Here is a 19,663-nt window from a genome sequence, read left to right as displayed (position 1 = left end):
ACTAGTTGATTGGTGTACGGGTATCGGTTTAGTCTGACCATCAGACAACGGCTTGTTGAGTATCTGTTTTTTAGTATTGCATTCATTAAGGCCCCGTTTGGGGCCTGTTTTTTTGCAAAACGGTGGTCATGTCCAAAACGAGCAAAAGAATGTCCGAAATGGGTTAACATCAGCGGAGTGATCGACTGTTTTTTTGTACTCCAACATCAGCGTAGAAAACGGAAGAAATATGAAAAACAAGTACAGTTCTTTTGGGAGAATCCTGGCAATGATTTGTCTACTCTTACTAAGTGCCACAACCCAGAATAGAGCGCAAAACTTAGTTTGGGGGAAAGCAATAGGGGGCGACGGCGCGTTAAGCTCAAAAGCCATGGCGGTGGACGCGTCAGGGAATAGCTATCTGACAGGAACATTCATCGGAACTACGGATTTTGATCCTTCGCCTACCGCAACAGCCTCGCTTACGGCGGGAAGCAGCCCCGCAATTTTTATCGCCAAGTACGATCCGGCAGGCAATTATGTGTGGGCCAAAAGCCTGATTGGAACCAATACCAGTGTTGTCTCTGATATTGCCGTTGATGCCAGCGGTAATTGCTACATCACGGGCCAATTCTCGGGCACGTTGGACTTCGACCCTGATCCGGAAACGTCGTCTTCTCAAGGTGGAGACCGGACCCTGTATGTAGCCAAATATGATACCAATGGTAATCTGGGGTGGGCCTTCACAGAAGGAACTCCTTGTATAGGGTATTCACTCACCGTTGATGCCACAAACCACGTTTTAGTAACGGGGTTATTTGCGGGTAGAGTTACGTTTGGCACGGGCACACCCAATCAGGTAAGTTTAATCGGTACTGGTTCAACCGATATGTTTGTGACCAGCTATGAGGCTTCATCCGGCTCGCTCAACTGGGCGACAAGAGTGGGTGGCTCGGCGGGAACCAACGTCAAAGGAACAAATATTGAAGTAGACCCAGCTGGAAATGTATACGTAAAAGGGCAACTATCCGGTTCCGTCGATTTCGACCCTACGGCAGGCACGAATAGTATTACCGGGCCCGTGTTTCTGGCAAAATATAACTCGGCAGGTACCTATCAATGGGCTGATAAGGTTCCGGGTAGCAGTTCCCCCCTGGCTTACAAAGGGCTGGCTGTCGATCAGGCTGGAAATTGTTATTTAACAGGTGATTTCACAGGCACGGTAGACGTTGACCCTTCATCGTCAGTGGTTAGTTTTACGTCCACTGGGTTTTCTGACAGCTTTCTTGCCAAATACGATACCGATGGCAATTATGTTTGGGGAAAGCCTATTTACGGTAGTGGAATCGATGTAGGCGTTGATGTCGTTGTCGATGCGGCAGGTGCTAGTTATGTGTGTGGATTGTTTACGGGTACAACGGATTTTGATCCCTCGACGGGGGTAGCCAGCCTAACTGCTGCTGGAACGGCCAGTGTTTTTCTGGCAAAATACAATTCATCAGGTGAGTATATATGGGCTGGCAAGATAGATCATGGCACGGAAGCTTTCTATTGCATTGGCTTGGACGGCGCTGCGAACTTGTACGTTGCGGGTGTACTGGGTACTGCAACAGACGTTGATCTGTCGGCCAATACAGTTCTGTTAACGCCAGGTAGTAGCTTTAATTCGTATCTGGTAAAATACAGTGGCTGCCAAAGCATCACAAACCAGCCCGCTGCCGGTTTAGCCGTTTGTACTGGTAGCAGCGCGACCGCAACTGTTGGTATTTCGGGCGCAGCGTCTGGCTACCAATGGTTTCGTAACGGTACAGCGGTAGATGGACAGACGTCGGCAACCCTCAGCCTGACCAATGTGCAGGTTGCCAACGCAGGTGATTATGTGGTGGTGGTCAGTGGCGCGTGCCAGAGCGTCACCTCAACCGCCTTTAGCCTGACGGTTAATGCTGCGCCCAGCGCCAATATCAACCCCTCGAATCCGGCCCTTACCTGCACGAGTCCGACGGTGAGTTTAACCGCCACTGGAGGAAATAGCTATCACTGGAACGACAACAGTATCAATGCCATCCGTACCGCGAGTGTAGAGGGCCTGTATTCGGTGACGGTCACATCAGGGAGTGGTTGTACGGCTATAGCGTCAACCACGGTCAGCAGCCAAACCGTGCTGAGTCTGGTAACGGGCGCTTCCTTACCTCAGGCCAATGTGGGGGTGGTCCTCAGCCTGACGGCTTCGGGAGCCACCACGTACCAGTGGACGGCCCCGGCTTCGGCCCCCCTCACCACCCCTGCGACCAGCTCCGCCGTCTCGGCTAGCCTGACCACAGCCGGGGTGCAGACGTTTACCGTCGTAGCTAGCAGTGGAATCTGCAGCCAGAGTGCGCTGGTAAGTGTGACGGCACTGGCGGGTCCCGACCTGACGGCCATTATGAGTTTGCCGGATGGCAATTTCCAGGCCGGGGAAAGCAAAGGGTTGCTGATGCAGGTTCAGGAGGTCAATGGCTCGACGGCCAGTGGCAGTATCATCATTACCATTACCGTGCCAGTTGGCTATAGTGTCAGCTTTGACAACAGCCTGACCAGTATCAATGTCTCGGGGGGCAGTACCGTAGCCGTTCAGAACAATAAGTGGCATGTGAGCAGCAATATAGTGGGTCAGCAGCTCAGTCTGGTCCTCAACGGGGGCGAGTCAGTGACGGCCAGCACGACATTGAATGTGGGCTTTTTGATCACGCGAACGACGGCCAATGCGGGTAGCACCTCTAACATCACCATCAATGTAGCCGATGACAGCGCAGGGAGCTACGATGTGAATCGACTCAACAATGTTTATTCCCGAATCATCAGTGGCTTGTAAGTTGAAGGTCCGCTAACGGGTAACTGACGACATACGGACGGGTAAGGCTGGGGGCCTGCCCGTCCGTATGACACCGCAGCTCAATCGTAGTGCATATGCGTTTACAACTCCAGCACTTTTCTGACAATATCGGCTGGCGTATGGAAAAGGCTAATACCGGGGTAAGCGGCCAACGCATCTGGGCGCGTGTAGCCCCAGATTACGGCACCAAAGGCTACAGTGGCTTCCTGGGCCGCTTCTATATCCCGTACTTCGTCACCGACGCAAAGCGTCTCCTGAGGCCTCGTCCCCGTCTTTTCCATGGCTCGCTTGAATTTGCGCTGCTTGCTAAAAAGCGACGAGCCGCACCCGTAATAGCTGATCAACGAAGCGCTTACCGGCCCAAGTACGCGCCGTACATTCTCCTCACTGTTGGAACTGACGATCGCTAGTTTAACCCCCTGACTGGCTAACTGACTCAACAGTTGAGGTATGCCATTAAATAGTTGAATTTGATCGATATCCTGAGCCATACGTCGAATAAAGGAGCTGGCAATAAGGGGAATTTTCCAGGCAGGCAATTGAGCACGTTTGATCATCTGACGGGCGTCGAGGCCCCGTAGTTGGTCCACCTCCTGGGCTTGGATCACCGGGAAATTATAGGTATCAGCAAGCGCATTCATGGTCCTGAGAAAATACGGAAATGTATCAGCGAGGGTGCCGTCGAAATCGAAAATAATCAGCTTATACTTCATGGTAAGAGTGGATATTACATGTTATACTGAACAACCTCGGCTAACCGGCGGTCGGGCTGTTTCAGAAGTTGGTTGATATACTCTTCAGCCAGTTGATTGGCTGGGTACTGGCTGAACTCTTCGCTGAGTGCCTGCGCCTGCTGCCGGTATGTGTTGTCTGCCAGCACCCGATCGACTGCCTGTCGAATCTGAGCGGGTTTTGGCGTTTCGGTTTTGAGGTCGATACCTACCCCGTTGTGCTGAACTCGAGCGGCTATGTCTTCTTTGCCCTCATAAACGCCAGCTACAACCATCGGAAGCTTGTGTTGAAGGGCCAGCATAACGCCCCCGTAACCACCGTTGGTCACGTACACGTGGACATGAGGCATAAGGGCATCATAGTCGATAACATCGTCGATCAGGAAATGGGCCTGTGGGTAGCGTTGCCGCAGCTCGTCGGTGCCCGAACCACCCGTAGTGACGATGACCATCGTATCCTGTTCCGTCTTGTAGGCTTCGAGAGTTGGGACAATGATTTTCTCCACATTCCCCTCAAAGGTGCCTTGCGTGACCAGCACAACCCGTTTGTACATTCTGGCTTTTTCAGCCTGCGCAAACGGGATTTTCTGACCTGAGCGGTGCGGTAACAGGGGGCCAACGAACCGGACGTTTGGGCTTAGCCGCCGATAGGGATAATCGAAACCGGGCACCCCACTTTGCAGATACAAATCAGCATGTCGGAACACCGATTCGAACATAAAGCCCGGCTCCGGCGGCAGACCATACTGAGCACGCATCTGGTTGTGCAAATCGCTACAGGGTTTCATTACGACGTTGAACTTCAGATAGAGCTTAGCCCGGTTGGCCCAGCGAATGAGCGAACGCCTGATAGTGGGTAGGTTCGGATCGTCGGTGGGCAGGTTAACGGCACTTTCGAACAGCGGCAGCACGCCAACGGCTACGCCTTTGATACCCAGTAACTGCTGAATGAACAGCCCACCCAGACAGGCCAGGTCGTAGATGATCAGATCGAACGGCCAGTCGACATGGATAGCCCGGAGGTCGTCTACATAACCCGGAACAGGGGCCAGAAATGTCTGCTTTACATCGAAGCGAGCACGGGCGATGGGATTTTTGATCCGTTTCCGCTCCGGGAACAGTTCTTCCATGTTTTGCTGGTTAATGACTGGGGCCTTTACAAAGGGATAATGCGGCAGACCCAGTTTTTTAACCCGCTCGCCATAGTGACCGCCCACATACCAGCGAACATCGTGGCCAGCGTGTCGTAAGTGAACAGCCAGGCCGGTTAGCGGACTGAAATGACCATCGAAAGGTACGGTGGCAAAAAGGATGCGTCGGGCTCTCATGCAGTTGTGTTGTTTACAAGTATACACAAAGTTGCTGCCATCTCGTTGAGCGTCCAACGGTCGAACGATGAAGCGGTAAAACTAGCCGATGAAGCGGTATTTGCTTATTTTCGCCTGAACAAACACGCCTTCTGATGCTCACTTTTGACCTGACGTATACGCAGTGGTTCCTGCTTTTTACGGGAGCCGTGCTGGTTATGTTGATCGCTAACCTGATACAATGGGCCGTTCATCAGGAGCGCATCTATGGTCAGTACACGGCCTATATCCTGCTATGGATGATTGGATTTGGCGTTGACTATGTACACTTGCCCCCCAATGTGCTAGCCTTCGTACAGACCATTTCGCTACACCTATTTTCGCTGCTTTACTTAGAAATAGCGATCACGTTTTTTGTCCTGAAAGACCGACCTGGCTTGCTCGGCTGGTACCGCCGGGTTCAATGGAGCGTGGCTTTGGTAGCCTTACCCGAGGTGTATTTCAACCTGTTTTCATCGGCCTGGCAAACCGACTGGCATGAAATCCAGCTCAACCTGATTCGGGTGCTCATCATCCTGGTTACTTACCTGACCATCGCATATACTGTCGTTGTTACGATCCGTAAAACCGATGTGCTGGCTCGTTTTTTCGTGGCCGGAACGCTGGCCCTGTTGGTTAGCCAGCTACTGGGTATTCTGGTCATCGTTGAGTATGGTCAGGCCGGCATGAAAGCGGGTCTTTTTGGTCTACCCTTACCTATTCATCCTGGTTTTATCGGCCAGTTAGGCCTTTTGCTCGATATGGCCTGCGTATCGCTGGGACTCTCCTACCGCCAGCGACGCGAAACCCGGCGACAGATGCTGGCCGAGCAGCAACTCCTGCGCGAACGGGAACACAGTCTGCGCCGTCAACTGGAAGCCGATTTGGCGCTTCAGCAGCTCAAGCAGCAGCATACCGAAGCGCAGATGCGGGCGTTGCAGAGCCAAGTCAACCCGCACTTTCTGTTCAACGCCCTCAATACGCTATCCTCGCTGATTGACGAAAATCCCCGGCAAGCCACCGATTACGTGGATGAGTTGAGTTCGGTGTACCGTTACCTGCTGCGGTCGGCTGATCAGGAGCTGACCACGCTCGACGTTGAGCTGAATTTTATTCAATCGTATTTTCACTTGCTCAAAACCCGCTATGGCAATAGTGTTTGCCCGGAGGTTGCGGTGGCGAACGACTACCTTGATGGGCAGATTCCACCCCTGACGTTGCAACTGCTGGTCGAGAATGCCGTTAAGCACAACCGGGCCCTGCCCGAAGAACCCCTGACGATTCGGATTCGGACCACTGCAGCCGGTCAGCTTGTGGTTGAGAACAATCTACAGCGACGGAACGTACGGGTTGAATCAAACGGGGTGGGCCTGTCCAACATCACCGATAAATACCAGTTGCTGAACCGCTCTAACCCGGATGGTCCTACCCCCTTGATTGAGGCAGTAGATGGCTGGTTTCGCGTGACGCTGCCCCTGCTGGGTGGGATGAAGCCCGTGTTAAAAAATGAGTAGCCCACAGCAGAAAGGCCAAAGAATGGGGCGCTTTCCAGCAAATAGGCTACAGAGGTATTAGTAAACCAAGGTGAACTTGGGGCTTCTCAAATCGGCTTTGGACCACCTCAGTCAGTCATTCCATATGATAGACTTAACCGGACTATTTTAGTTACAGGCCGGTTATAATTCGGGCGTAGACATTATTAAGTCGGTTCACATCATACGTCTGACCACTGTCATCGGCCACATTCACCGTGATGTTCGAAGTACTGCCTGAGTTGGCCGTTGTTCGAGTGATGCTAAAGCCCAGATTCAGGGTACTATTGCCGCCTACCGATTGGCCATCATTAATTGTAAGACTCAGCTGTTGACCGGCTACACTACTACTTTGATGCCACTTATTGTTCTGTACGGTGGTGGTGCTCCCCCCAGAGACGCTGAAACTGGTCAGCGTATTATCGAAGCTGACACTATAGCCGGAAGGTACTGTAACGGTAATGACGATGGCCCCACTGGCTATTGAGCCGTTGACCTCCTGAACCTGCATCAGCAACCCTTTACTTTCCCCGGCCTGAAAGTTGCCATCGGGCAGGCTTACGATAGCGGATAGGTCAGGACCCGATAATGCCGTCACGCTCACCAACGCCGACTGGCTACAGGCACCGGTGGTACCTACCACGATAAAGGTTTGCACCCCAGCGGTGGTGAGGCTGGCCGATACAGCCGAAGAGGTAGCGGGGGAGGTAAATCGGGCAGTAGGCGGGGTGCTCCACTGGTAGGCAGTAGCTCCGGAAGCCGTCAGGCTGACGACTACCCCCACATTGGCCATGGGCAGGGAGCTCCCTGTTGAGATAACCAATACCGTATTACTGCTAACGGTGGTGTTGGCAGTAGCTGAACAGCCAGCACCTGATGTCACGGTTACGGAGTAAAGCCCAGCCGAATTGACTACGGCAGTGCCACTAGTAGCGTTTTGACTAACTAAACCAGGCCCACTAAAAGCATAGGCAAGGCCGTTCCCGGCGGTCAGGGTCAGACTGGGATTGGCGCATGTAAGGGTACCACTAAGATTGGCCGATAAACTGGCGTTCGGTAGTGCATTGACCGTCACGGTCGTTGTTGCTGAAGTGGACTGCCCCCCACTAACCAGAATTAGCGTAAAGGTTTGCGGCCCCGACCCGCTGGCCGTCACTAGTTGGCTAAGTGAAGTCGAACTACCCGTCCCAAGTGTGCTGCTACTGCCGTTGGTAAGGGTATAGCTATAGCTACCCGTTACATTCCCCACTGTGGCGGTGAAGGTGATCGGGTTTCCCGCACAAACGAATGCAGAACTGGCATTAAAAGCCGTAAGCGTAGGCGCTGGGGCGGCTGATTGATAGACTAGTTTGACCCGGGTAGCGGTGTAAACAACAGTCCAGTTGGCAGGGAGCCCTGCGACAGCACTGAACGTGCCCGTCACTGATGTGGCAGTCAGGATGATCACTTCATCACCATTGGCCGGGGTATAATTAATGGACACAGTGAGTGAACCGCCGAGTGTCGCCGTTCCGACCACCTCTATCTGGTCGAAATTTACGCCCGCCGTAGCGGTTCCGTTAACTTCGATGTCCATGAGGCTATTACTAAAATCGTTGCTTTCGTTGATCGTCAATTTACCCGGAGAATAGCCGGGTGATAGCGTTCCCCCGGCATTGGTAAAGCTCAATGCCTCGATAGTGCCTGTGCCTTTGAAGGTCCCACCTGGATTGTTACTGAATTTACCCGCTCCCTGTTGGGTTAGCAGCGTGGTAACATTTTGTAACGCTCCGATGGTAACGGTTCCGGCATTGGCAAACGTATTAGCCTGAAGATACATACCTGCACCTGCATTGTTGACCGTAAGTTGTCCTGTGGCCTGGTTGGCGAAGGCAGATTGATTGTAAATTCCATATGTGCCTACGCTGGCCACCGCGCCAATCGTAATAGTCGCCTGGTTCGTAAACGTGCCATTGAAATTACGAAGCCCTGCCAGGGTTGTACGATCTATGTTGATGGTCCCACCTGCATTGTTTGCCAAGACAGTCTCATTGAAAATGCCATGCGTCCCTACCGTTTCGGTTGCCCCGATGGTAATGGCTCCTGCATTGTTGAAGGTGCCCAAAAGTTGATAAATCCCGGTGTCGGTGGAACGATCAATATGGATGCTCCCGCCCGAATTGTTGTTAAAAAACTGGCGGTTCGTAAGGCCATAGGTCCCGACACTGGCCTCAGCCCCAATGGTAATATCGGCATTATTGGTAAAGGTGCCGGTTACGTTGAATAGTGCAATATAGCTGGAGCGATCGATCCGAATATGTCCACCTGTGTTATTGTTAAAGAAAAAAGTGTTCCATATACCTTGAAGCCCAACCGTGGCTACAGATCCGATGGTGATGTCGGCCGTATTGGTGAAGGTGCTGCCATAATCGTTAAACAACCCTGTCGTAGTGGAACGATCAAGCTGGATATACCCACCCGTATTGTTATTGAAGGTACGCGTATTCCTAATCCCGTAGAGGCCTATAGCGGCTGTTGCACCGATGGCGATGGTCGAGGAATTGGTGAACGTTCCGGACGAAACAAGAAGCCCAACCTCGCTGGTGCGATCGATGTTGATCGATCCGCCTGTGTTGTTGAAGGTGGCCTGGTTTTCAAGACCCGTTTCGCCGACAGAGGCTACCCCTCCGATGGTGATGGTCGACGAGTTGGTGAACGTCCCCGCACTGTGTTGAAGCCCGTAGCCGGTCATGCGATCAATCTTGATATGTCCACCCGTATTGTTATTGAACGTTGCCTGATTCGAAAGACCATACGTCCCTACTGCGCCTGCTGCCCCGATGGTGATGGCTGCTTCATTGGTAAAGGTGCCAGCACCGTGATGAAGTCCGATGTTGGTCGAATTATCTATCTTGATTTCGCCACCTACGTTATTGAACGTAGCCTGATTTTCAAAACCCGTTTTCCCGCTGGAAACCACCGCTCCAATGGTGATGGCTGCCGCATTGGTGAATGTCCCCGACGCGATGTAAAGGCCAAAATCCGTAGCGCGGTCAATGTCTATATGCCCACCCGTATTGTTGTTGAAGGTGCCCCAGCTCACCAGACCATTTGTTCCCACACTGGCCACTGCACCAATGGTGATGGCTGCCGCATTGGTAAATGTACCTGAAGCATGATACATTCCATTATCGGTGGTGCGATTGATGCTGATGCTTCCACCGGTAGTATTGGTAAAAGTAGCCAGATTCTCAAGCCCCGTTTTTCCAACCGTTTCTGTTGCCCCGATGGTGATGGTTGCTGAATTGACGAAGGTTGCCGATATCGATTTGGTTGCATCGGCATTGTTCATCAGACCACGACGCGATGAACGATCAATCTGGATAGCCCCGCCGGTCGTATTGGTGAAGAGGGCATCGTTCCAGATACCATGAAGCCCAATAGCTGCATTCGCTCCAATGGTAATGGCTGTTGCATTGGTAAAGGTGCCGAACGCATTAAACAACCCAGTGTCGGTGGCGTTGTCAATATCGATTCCTCCCCCGGTATTGTTGACAAAAAACCCCTGATTAACAATGCCATACGACCCAACACTGCTTACCGAACCCAGGGTGATGATGCCACTGTTGTTTACCGTACCCAGGTTGTTTAGCCCAGCGGTGAAATTAAACGTAAAGGGCGTAGTGTACGCTGCGGAGCCATTGATCGTCAACGTACCTGTCGCATTAATCGTCAGCACCGCATTGGTCTGAATGAGTACGGATTTGGCTAAAGCCGCTGTTCCGCCTGTTATGACGGGATCGTTCGCTACGTCGGGGATAATGACATCGTCGGTTGCATCCGGCACCCCCGCCGACCAGTTAGCCGGATTGCTCCAGGCAGTATTCATGCTACCCGTCCAGGTGGTCTGAGCAAATGCGCTTCCTGCTACCCAGACGAGCATCGGAAGTAGCAGCAAAAAACGCCGTGTAGCAAATTCCTTCAGGGCGATTTTATCTGTGAAAAGAAGTAGTTTTCTTAGCATTGAATTTTATGGTTCATTAAACCATACTACCCCAACCCATTCTTCATTTGCGGGGGTAGTATGGCATTAAAAAGCTGTCCTATTTAGTTATTCCTCTGCATACAGCATGACGTCCTCCACGCGGAATTTAACCAGCTCAATAATATGTGCATCAGGCCTTAACAGCGGTGGAATAGCCCGAAGAGCGCTTTCTTTGTTCTCAAAGTCGTAGATAAACCACAATTTGTGAACCCCATCTTTACAGCCCCAATGGGCGTGGGAAATCATATGCGAACCGGAGGTCAAAAAAACGTTAATCACTTTTTTGCAGTCCGAAACTTTTTCAGAATGAGGAATTTCAACCAGATACGTTGGCATGTTTTGATTGTTTATCGGTTAGGATTGTTCAAGGATTATAAACCAAACCAGCGACGCACACGACTTGAGCCAAAATAGGCTTTGTCGGTGACCAGCTCAGCAGATGCTTCCGTATAGGTGCCGAAAGGAGATGGACCCGAAAAGAAGTCCACACTGACCTGACCAACACGCCCATCGCCAAACTCTACGTAGCAAATACCATTTCCTTTATAAGGCGCAGGTTGTTCACCATTCTCGAAATCCGCCAGGATCGATGCTGCAGCAACTTTTGCTGCCCCTTCCGCAAAAACACCAGCCTTTGGCGTTCCGACACTGGTAACGTCTCCAATGGCATAGACCCCCGGATACTGCGTTTTCAGATTTGTTTTATCGACCGGAATCCAGCCATTCACAGTCATCCCGCTTTGCGCTACTACATCGGGAACACGATGTTTGGGAATACCCAGAAATAAGTCGAAAGGCAGCTGCGTTCCATCATCCAGTATGGCCTCATGGCGCGATGGGTCAATTGATTTCACCACATGTTTGGGAATAAAATTGATATCCCGTTCGGCAAATGCAGCAAGCAATGCTTTGGCCCGCACCAAGAACAACTACCCGTAATTTCCCTTTCATAGTTGCATTGACTGATTGAGGTTGTCTTTTCAACGGGTACTATGCAGGGACTGCCTTCGTTTGGCCGGGCTGAGGAATAATGCGCAGATAAGGCTTGATCGTTTTCCAGCCTTCCGGATATTTTTCTTTTGCCTCGGCATCCGAAACCGCCGGAACAATAATTACATCGTCCCCATCGGTCCAGTTTACGGGCGTAGCTACTTTATGTTGAGCCGTTAGTTGCATCGAATCCAGTACACGCAGTATCTCGTAAAAATTACGGCCGGTTGTCATTGGATAAGTCAGGTGCAGTTTGATTTTCTTGTCGGGACCTACTATAAAAACAGAGCGTACCGTTTGATTGGTGGCGGCCGTCCGACCTTCTGACGTTCCTGGCTCATCAGCCGGAAGCATATCATACAATTTGGCGATTGACAGGGTAGGATCACCAATCATTGGATAGTTTACGGGGTATCCCTGGGTTTCTTCAATGTCTTTTTCCCATTTCAAATGGCTTTCTACCGGATCGACACTTAACCCGATCACTTTACAATTCCTTTTCTGGAACTCCGGGGCCAGTTTGGCCATATATCCCAGTTCGGTGGTGCAAACTGGAGTAAAATCTTTGGGATGCGAAAAAAGAATGGCCCAGCCATCGCCAATCCAATCATGAAAATGAATGACCCCCTGGGTCGTTTCGGCCTGAAAATCAGGTGCCAGGTCATTTAATCGGATACTCATGGTAGTTGTCAGTTAATTGGTTTATAAGTAGGAAAGATGTATGGCTAATCAGTCGTCAGAAAAAAAGGAACCGTTTGCTACAGGTTTCGCATTTGTAGGTTTCAGGTTGAATGACGCCAAACGAAATCACCTTCATAAACCAACCAGCGGCCGATTTTTTCTCCGCAATAACCAGGTTACCTCCGCATGCTGTGCAGCGAATACCCAGAACTGTTCGTTTAATGATGATTTTATCCAGATCAAGCAATCCCATAGCCTGAGCAAAAGTGTGCCAGTTAAAACACCTGGCCTAAAAAAAGGGATGAATGTGGCTCGATAGGGACGAATGGTTGAAAACCAGGGAAGAAGTATGGTTGCCAACTGTTTTCCAGCACAACAATTGGCAACACTTGGGTACTATTGATAGCTACCAGTGCACAATATGTATACAATTAGGGCAAATCGTCACTTAGGGTAGTTTGGGGTATTGGTTACTAACGGTCGTGAATTATTGCCGGACCACTGGGCGGTTCCGGACAGGAATTACGGTTTATACTACTCCATTACTCAATCTTTTAACCTCATAAGCCACTAATAATGCGGGCGTAGATGTTGTTGGCGGAATTGCTATCATACGTATTGGAGGCATCGTTCGTCACGTTGACGGTGATATTCGATACGCTTCCCGAATTGGCCGTGGTCCGCGTAATTGTAAAGCCCAAAACGGCCACGCCATCCCCCTCGACAAACTGACCCGCATTTATGGTCAATGACAGTTGTTGACTAGCGATATTCGTCGTCAGACTCCATTTGGTATTGTCGACAGAAACCGGATTTGCACTGCCACCGGTAACCTGTATACTGGTGAGGGAGTTGGTAAAGCTAAGGCTATAGCCAACCGGGGCCGTTAGGGTGATCACCACCGAACCACTCGTACGCAGCCCGCCTACTTCAAACAGATTGAGGACGAAGTTGCGGGTGAGCTCAGCGCCACTGGCTCCGAAGTTGGATTGGGGTAAGGTGAGAGTTGGGGTTAGATCCGCCGTTGCCAGTGGCAAAGCTACCTTCCGGATCCGGTTATTATACTGATCGGCAATCAACAGATTCCCACTCCCATCTCTGACGATCCCTGTCGGATGAGATAGCGCTGCACTACTAGCTGGGCCCCCATCCCCACTAAACCCTTCCGAACCGTTACCGGCTACACTGCTAATAAGACCATTTACCCCTACTTTGCGAATCCGATTATTAGCTTGATCGGCAATAAACACATTACCCTGCCCATCGATAAAAAGGCCGGATGGTCCGGTGAAACTTGCCGCGGTGGCTGCTCCGCCATCCCCACTAAATACGAAGTTACCATTGCCGGCTATCGTCGAGATGTTCCCATCGGTGCTCACTTTCCGGATCCGTCTGTTGCCTAGGTCTGCAATATAGACATTGCCACTGCCATCCAAGGCCACCCCGAAAGGCAAATTCAGGCTTGCGCTGACGGCGGGCCCCCCATCGCCACTAAACCCTTCCGTACCATTGCCCGCTATCGTCGAGATCGTACCATCGATACTCACTTTACGAATACGCTGATTGACCACATCGGCGATAAAGACGCTCCCGGCTCCGTCTACGGCTACCCCTGAGGGCAAATACAGGCTTGCGCTGACGGCGGGCCCACCATCCCCCCCAAAGTCAGCCGTGCCATTGCCCGCTATCGTACGAATGGTCCCATCGGTGCTCACTTTCCGGATACGATGATTGCCCTGATCGACAATGAAGAGGTTCCCGGGGCCGTCTACGGCTACCCCGGAGGGCGAATTGAGCGCGGCACTGGTGGCGGGGCCTTCGTCGCCACTAAAGCTTGCCTCTCCATTGCCCGCCACCGTGGTGATGGTACCATCACTGGCGATCTTACGGATGCGGTTGTTAAGCTGATCGGCGACAAACAGATTCCCATTCCCATCCAGGGCCAGGCCAGCCGGTTGATTCAACGCTGCGCTGGTAGCCGGGCCATTATCGCCCCCAAAATCAGTAGTACCGTTGCCCGCCACGGTGTTGATGATGCCATTGGTAGCCACCTTTCGAACGCGTTGATTGATGGCATCGGCAATGAACAGATTGCCCCCACCATCCACGACTACACCAGCCGGTTGATTAAAACTGGCAGATGTGGCAGGCCCCGTATCGCCACTAAAGCCAAGTGTCCCATTGCCCGCCACCGTGATGATCACCCCATCGGTTCTAACTCGGCGTATCCGTTGATTGCCCTGATCGGCAATGAACAGATTTCCATTGGCATCTACCCACACAGCCGCCGGGTTCCATAAAGTTGCACTGGTCGCCAGGCTATTGTCGCCACTAAAGCCGGGTGTACCATTCCCGGCCACCGTGTTAATGAAGGTATCAGGGGTTATCTTGCGAATCCGATGATTGCCCTGGTCAACAATGAAGAGGTTCCCACCGCCATCGACGGCCACACCAGAAGGCTCAGTAAAACTGGCCGCGGTGGCAGGCCCGCCATCGCCACTAAACCCACTGGTACCAGTACCTGCCACGGTACTGATGATCCCATCGGTAGCTACCTTACGGATGCGGTTGTTACCCAGATCGGCAATGAATAGATTGCCACTGCCGTCCACGGCAATTCCCATCGGGCTATTAAGTTTTGCACTCGTAGCCGGGAATCCATCTCCACCAAAACCAATGGAGCTACTACCGGCTACGGTCGTGATGGTGCCGCTGATGTCTACCTTCCGAATGCGACTATCACCTAAATCGGCAATGAACAGATTGCCACTGCCGTCTACCGCTACGGCACCCGGTTGCTTCAAACTGGCCGCTGTGGCTGGTCCTCCGTCACCACCATACCCATACGAACCGTTGCCCGCCACCGTGGTAATGATCCCATTGGTAGCTACTTTTCGGATGCAACTATTGGCCTGATCGGCGATAAACAGATTGCCACTGCCGTCTATGGCTACACCCAACGGCGTATTGAGGTTCGCACTGATTGCGGGTCCGTTATCCCCTTTTAGCGTAGAGCCAGCAATCGTCGAGATGGTTTGGGCCGGTAGCCTGAAGGTCGCCAAAACGAGCAACGCACTCAGGTAAGCGCCTACAAAAGGTTTTACGGTAAAATGGGTGAGAAGAGATGGGTTCATATAGTTTATGTATGGGACAAGCGAGCTCTATATACACTGATACTGAAACGAATATATCGAATAACTTACACGAATTGATTCGATTCGTTTGATTATTAATCGGCTCTATAAAAGAGACCTATTTAGATTCACCTCGACACTTGGGACAACATCCACAAAACGTAGACGAATCCCCTCCATCGTTGACCAGCAACACGTTTAATCGGGTGGCTGACCCAGCCAGTTTGTCGCTAAATTGACTTTTGCACCGGCCACCTGTTGACGATAAGTAAAGCGAACTACTTGTTAATTGACGTTTCATCATACGCCCGAAATAAGGGCATGTCAATCTCTATTTGTATCAGGTGGGAGTGTTTCGTAAGAAGAAATGACTTGTGGCTACAAATCCAGGAATCCATCAACTAGCAGGTGAAGTCATGACGTTGACAGTATATACGAACGGTTTCGCATTCAGTCGCGAACCACCCAAGGAACTCCATGTAGGCTTATGGTTTCGTTTCGCGCGGCTCGTTGACAGCTACAGGGTGTTAGCCAGCCTACCGGTAGGGTTTCTACTAGGGATTGCGAATGAGTTGTTGATCGCTGGAGCGAGGCCCAGACTGCACGCTCCACTCGGAACCGACCGTCACCGTCCAGCCCTCGCCACGGAGGGTGGTACCCTCAAGCCGAATCGGGCCAGCCAACACGCGCTGGCCGTCCTCGCCGATCAGCACGCCGTTGGTTGCCTCCAACGTACCCCACTCACCCTGACTGCGGTAGGGCAGGACGAACACCGTCCCGGCTCCGGGAATGGGCGTGGCGCCTACGGCGTTGAACGTCGCCCCACCTCCTGACGGAACCACCAGCACAGGACCCTCCACAAAACGCTTCCGCAAGTCGAGCAGACGGGCTTTTCGCTGTTTGTCGCGCTCCTCTTCCGCCGAGCGGATTTCTGAGCCACCGTACCGGGCTGAGGCCTCGTCCGCATCCGCCGTTGGTCGGATATCCAGAGCGACCATGACCAGTTGCCCCAAGTCGGAGGTGCTGCGTACATGGCGTCGCCAACCTACCGACACCGCATCCAGAAGCACCCCGTAGGCCGTACCCGTTGCATAGGCCTGTTGCAGAAACGTCTCGTGGCCTTCGGCTGCGGCCAAATGCTCGATGGTGCTGGCCAATGCCTCAGCCCGCGAGTCAGCCGTGACGACAATACCGGTGTATTGGGCCAGCCCTTCCCGAATCTCTTCGACACGCTCATTCTCGGCGGCATTGGCAAACTGCGAACGTCGTTTAAGTCGGAAGGCGGCTGCATCGCTCAACGTGCGCTTGCGGTCTTCACCCGACTGAGCCAGTGCCCGTGACAAGGCACGCCACTCCAGCCGCAGCCAGATTCGGCCCTCGAACGTATCTAAGTGCGCATTCTGGCCGGAGACGGGCATCAGCCCCAGCTCGGGTTGAATGCGGTGAAACAACTCGTGCAACAGGAACTCGCGCCGTACGCGGGGAGTTGGTAGGGCCCCGGTGAAGTCCCACATATAGGTAACCCAACGCGAACCACCCCACTCAACAGGTGCATTCGTGAAGCCAAAAACACGCGGCCAGTCGTTGGCCGGACGCGGTTGATTGGTAGCCAGCGTGTGGGTGCGCGCGTCGGCAAATACCATCGGCCCACACAAGGAGAGGCCCCACAATCGGCCACTATCCCGTTGGCAGAGGGTGGCGGCCTCCTGAAAATAAACCTCGGCCCGTTGCGAATCAACCTGGCCGATTGCAGGATTGACCAGCCACAGTGACAAGCATACAGGACCCAGCCACAAGCTACAGCTACTGAGTTGTCTATTCATCGTTTTGTTAACTTGTCGGGATACCTTAACGAATAATAGGAAAACTGATCGAATAAACCGTTTCACGACCCCGTTTGATTTGCCAATTCGCCAGCAGAATAATCATCGAATTAGCCAGATAGAGCGTCAGCATAATCGGAAGAAATACAAACGGTGAAAGAATATAGGATGACTTCCCGAAAAGACTGACGATCCACATAAAGAGAAAGCCGTAGGTGATCAAACACCAGGTAATCTGGAAGTTGATCATCCGCCTTCCGAGTTCATAGACCCCTTGCACTTTATCCCGTTTCATAATCCAAAGAATCAGCGGCAGAATCAGGTTGCCCAGGGGAATGACCCAGAACGAAAGCGTGGCTAAGTTCATCAGCTGTAAAAATCCGGGGTCTGCTTCTTGGGTAAAATCCAGCAATTCGTCGATGGGTATCTCTAAAGCTTGGGCGATCAAGCGGAGCGTGTTGCCGCGCGGTTCGGTTTGTCCGGCTTCGATTCGTTGCAGGGTTCGCAGATTGATGGACGACTGGTCGGCGAGTGCTTCCTGAGTAAGGCCTTTACTTTTTCTGAGCGACTCAATTTTTTCGGCTAACAATCCCTTGTTCATGGTTGCCTTATTGATGCCCAAAGATAGCTGGTAAGCGCGTGGCATGTGCTGGATTTACTACCAAACGATTGTGCTGAGTCGCTCCTAGTCAAAGCCTGTAAGTTACCTAATTTAATCAGTTAGTTATTGCCATTTAGCTACTGGTTACTGATTGAGACTGGTAACGCCCTGAGCGTTATGTTTATTTTGAAATCATAAACGCAAAACGAAGGTTAAACTGACTGTTCGGACAGATAAGGCCAACCGCTTTTCTGACTAAAATCAATACAACAGCATAGTTCCGACTCCTTGTAGTTATGAAAGGTTATCTATTTTTCTTAGCAGGCAGTTGGTTGTTGGGGCTGGGTTGCTATGCTCAAATCCCGCCACCGCAGTGGCATCACCTGGACCCAGACGCGGATAAAATCATCGGGATCAGCACTGACCGCGCCTACCAACTGCTCAAAACTCTTCCAGCCCCTGGAAGACCTCGTAAACCCATTATCGTGGCTGTAATTGACGGGGGCATCGATGGCAACCACCAGGACCTGAAATCGGGGCTATGGACCAATGCCAAAGAAATAGCCGGAAACGCTAAAGACGACGACCACAACGGCTATGTGGATGATCTAAACGGCTGGAATTTTCTTGGTCAGACCAATGGTCATACCCTAGCCAACGAGCAGCGAGAAGAAACCCGGCTCTACGTCCGGCTCAAACCAAAATACGAGGGGAAGACCCGTGCCAACAGGGCTTCATTTACACCGGCCCAACGGGCAGAATTTGACCTGTGGACCCTGGCAAAATCCTACCATGAACGCAAGCGGGCCGAGTTTCAGAAAGCCTATTGGGCCGACAGTCTTGCGCTTATTGATCACATAAACCGGCTTTCCGCTCTAAAAAAGGCATTGGGGGTGAGTCGCTTAGATACTACCCTGTTGCAACGCCCGCCAACCGCCGACTCGACCTTGCTGGGCTACGCGGCTCACTTTTACCGGGATATGAAACGACGGGACCTGAGTGATACCGACACATTGCTCGGTTTCTATAAAATCGTAAACCGCCAGCTAAAAGACTTTATAGATTATGACTACAACCCCGCCTATACGCCCCGCTCAACCATTGGCGACGATCCGGCCAAGCTAAACCAACGCGACTACGGCAACGCTGATGCCAGTGGTGGTTATACCGAAGGACCCACGGCTCACGGCACTTACGCAGCAGGCATCATAGCCGCCGATCGTACGAACCTCATGGGTGTTAGGGGGATTGCCGATCGGGTGCAGCTCATGGCTGTGGTGGCCATCCCAAGAGGGGACGAACGGGACAAAGACGTGGCCAACGCCATCCGCTACGCCGTGGACAATGGGGCCAGTATCATCAACATGAGTTTCGGAAAGTATTTCTCACCCGAAAAGGCCGTGGTAGATGAAGCCATCCGGTATGCGGATCGGAAGGGCGTGTTGCTGGTGCATGCGGCTGGTAACGATGGCTTAGACATTGACTCGGCCCAGCAATACCCCACATCAACCTACCTGAATGGCCAACCCGTCCCGAATCTGATTACCGTTGGGGCCAGTGACCGCCGTGCCGACAGTACGTTAGCCGCCTGGTTCACCAATTATGGCCGACATACTGTGGATGTGTTCGCGCCAGGGGTGCGCATCTGGTCTACCGCTCCCCACAACCGCTATGTTCTGGGGAGCGGTACGAGTGTAGCGGCTCCGGTAGTGGTGGGCATGGCCGCTGTGTTGAAAACGTATTTCCCCAATCTAATGGCGGCTGATCTGAAGCGTATCATTCTGCAATCGGCCGTGGTGTATCATACACCCGTGTTTAGGCCGGGTACCAGGCAGAAAGTCGACTTTGCCCACTTGTCCAAAACCGGGGGCATCGTTAATCTGTACGAAGCGCTTAAACTAGCGATGGCCGAGCAAGCCATACGGATTAAAAAATAAAAGGCTGTTTTTA

13 protein-coding genes are annotated in these 19,663 nt (G+C 52.1%); 3 read left to right on the top strand and 10 right to left on the bottom strand.

Translation table 11 applies throughout. The annotated features are described in order from the left end of the window. Nucleotides 1-229: 229 nt before the first annotated feature. Nucleotides 230-2,830, top strand: coding sequence for a hypothetical protein (locus tag ACYVFD_RS01065; RefSeq protein ID WP_461087654.1), 2,601 nt, complete (start codon nt 230-232; stop codon nt 2,828-2,830). 101 nt (nt 2,831-2,931) lie between these two features. On the opposite strand, the gene ACYVFD_RS01060 is transcribed toward ACYVFD_RS01065, so the two are convergent. Together ACYVFD_RS01060 and ACYVFD_RS01055 are read right to left on the bottom strand one after the other, a co-directional pair. Next, a complete protein-coding gene (locus ACYVFD_RS01060) occupies nt 2,932-3,564 on the bottom strand; it encodes an HAD-IA family hydrolase (RefSeq protein WP_461087652.1) in 633 nt (210 codons plus the stop codon). A gap of 14 nt (nt 3,565-3,578) precedes the next feature. Further along, entirely contained in the window at nt 3,579-4,910 is a 1,332-nt protein-coding gene (locus tag ACYVFD_RS01055) for a glycosyltransferase (RefSeq protein ID WP_461087650.1), read from the bottom strand. A gap of 134 nt (nt 4,911-5,044) precedes the next feature. Between ACYVFD_RS01055 and ACYVFD_RS01050 the strand changes: the two genes are divergently transcribed. Further along, nucleotides 5,045-6,442 carry a sensor histidine kinase gene (locus ACYVFD_RS01050; protein WP_461087648.1) on the top strand — a complete coding sequence of 466 codons (1,398 nt, stop codon included), beginning with the start codon at nt 5,045-5,047 and terminating at the stop codon, nt 6,440-6,442. A 151-nt stretch (nt 6,443-6,593) separates the two neighbouring features. Here the strand turns inward: ACYVFD_RS01050 and ACYVFD_RS01045 are convergent, their stop codons facing one another. The 8 genes from ACYVFD_RS01045 to ACYVFD_RS01010 all read right to left on the bottom strand — a co-directional run bounded on the left by ACYVFD_RS01045 (nt 6,594) and on the right by ACYVFD_RS01010 (nt 17,758). After that, nucleotides 6,594-10,463, bottom strand: a complete 3,870-nt coding sequence (locus tag ACYVFD_RS01045; RefSeq protein ID WP_461087646.1) for a beta strand repeat-containing protein — start codon at nt 10,461-10,463, stop codon at nt 6,594-6,596. Between the two features lie 87 nt (nt 10,464-10,550). Continuing rightward, nucleotides 10,551-10,820: a hypothetical protein gene (locus tag ACYVFD_RS01040; RefSeq protein WP_461087644.1), complete on the bottom strand. Its 270-nt coding sequence runs from the start codon at nt 10,818-10,820 to the stop codon at nt 10,551-10,553. A 35-nt stretch (nt 10,821-10,855) separates the two neighbouring features. Then, nucleotides 10,856-11,389, bottom strand: a complete 534-nt coding sequence (locus tag ACYVFD_RS01035; RefSeq protein WP_461087642.1) for an FAD-dependent oxidoreductase — start codon at nt 11,387-11,389, stop codon at nt 10,856-10,858. A gap of 85 nt (nt 11,390-11,474) precedes the next feature. Then, nucleotides 11,475-12,155: a peroxiredoxin gene (locus ACYVFD_RS01030; protein WP_461087640.1), complete on the bottom strand. Its 681-nt coding sequence runs from the start codon at nt 12,153-12,155 to the stop codon at nt 11,475-11,477. Nucleotides 12,156-12,210: 55 nt separating this feature from the next. Beyond that, nucleotides 12,211-12,408 (bottom strand): hypothetical protein, encoded by a 198-nt coding sequence (locus tag ACYVFD_RS01025; RefSeq protein ID WP_461087639.1) that lies wholly within the window; start codon nt 12,406-12,408, stop codon nt 12,211-12,213. A 307-nt stretch (nt 12,409-12,715) separates the two neighbouring features. Then, the gene (locus ACYVFD_RS01020) at nt 12,716-15,289 is read right to left on the bottom strand and encodes an NHL repeat-containing protein (protein ID WP_461087637.1); all 2,574 of its coding nucleotides are present in this window, start codon (nt 15,287-15,289) and stop codon (nt 12,716-12,718) included. Nucleotides 15,290-15,843: 554 nt separating this feature from the next. Continuing rightward, nucleotides 15,844-17,178 carry a hypothetical protein gene (locus tag ACYVFD_RS01015; RefSeq protein WP_461087635.1) on the bottom strand — a complete coding sequence of 445 codons (1,335 nt, stop codon included), beginning with the start codon at nt 17,176-17,178 and terminating at the stop codon, nt 15,844-15,846. Next, entirely contained in the window at nt 17,138-17,758 is a 621-nt protein-coding gene (locus tag ACYVFD_RS01010) for a DUF4870 domain-containing protein (RefSeq protein WP_461087633.1), read from the bottom strand. The genes ACYVFD_RS01015 and ACYVFD_RS01010 overlap by 41 nt, the downstream gene beginning before the upstream one ends. A gap of 251 nt (nt 17,759-18,009) precedes the next feature. Between ACYVFD_RS01010 and ACYVFD_RS01005 the strand changes: the two genes are divergently transcribed. Further along, the gene (locus tag ACYVFD_RS01005; protein WP_461087631.1) at nt 18,010-19,650 is read left to right on the top strand and encodes a S8 family peptidase; all 1,641 of its coding nucleotides are present in this window, start codon (nt 18,010-18,012) and stop codon (nt 19,648-19,650) included. Nucleotides 19,651-19,663: the final 13 nt, after the last annotated feature.

It is taken from the genome of Spirosoma gilvum (assembly GCF_054776815.1).
This window is presented reverse-complemented; position numbering and strand designations above follow the sequence as displayed.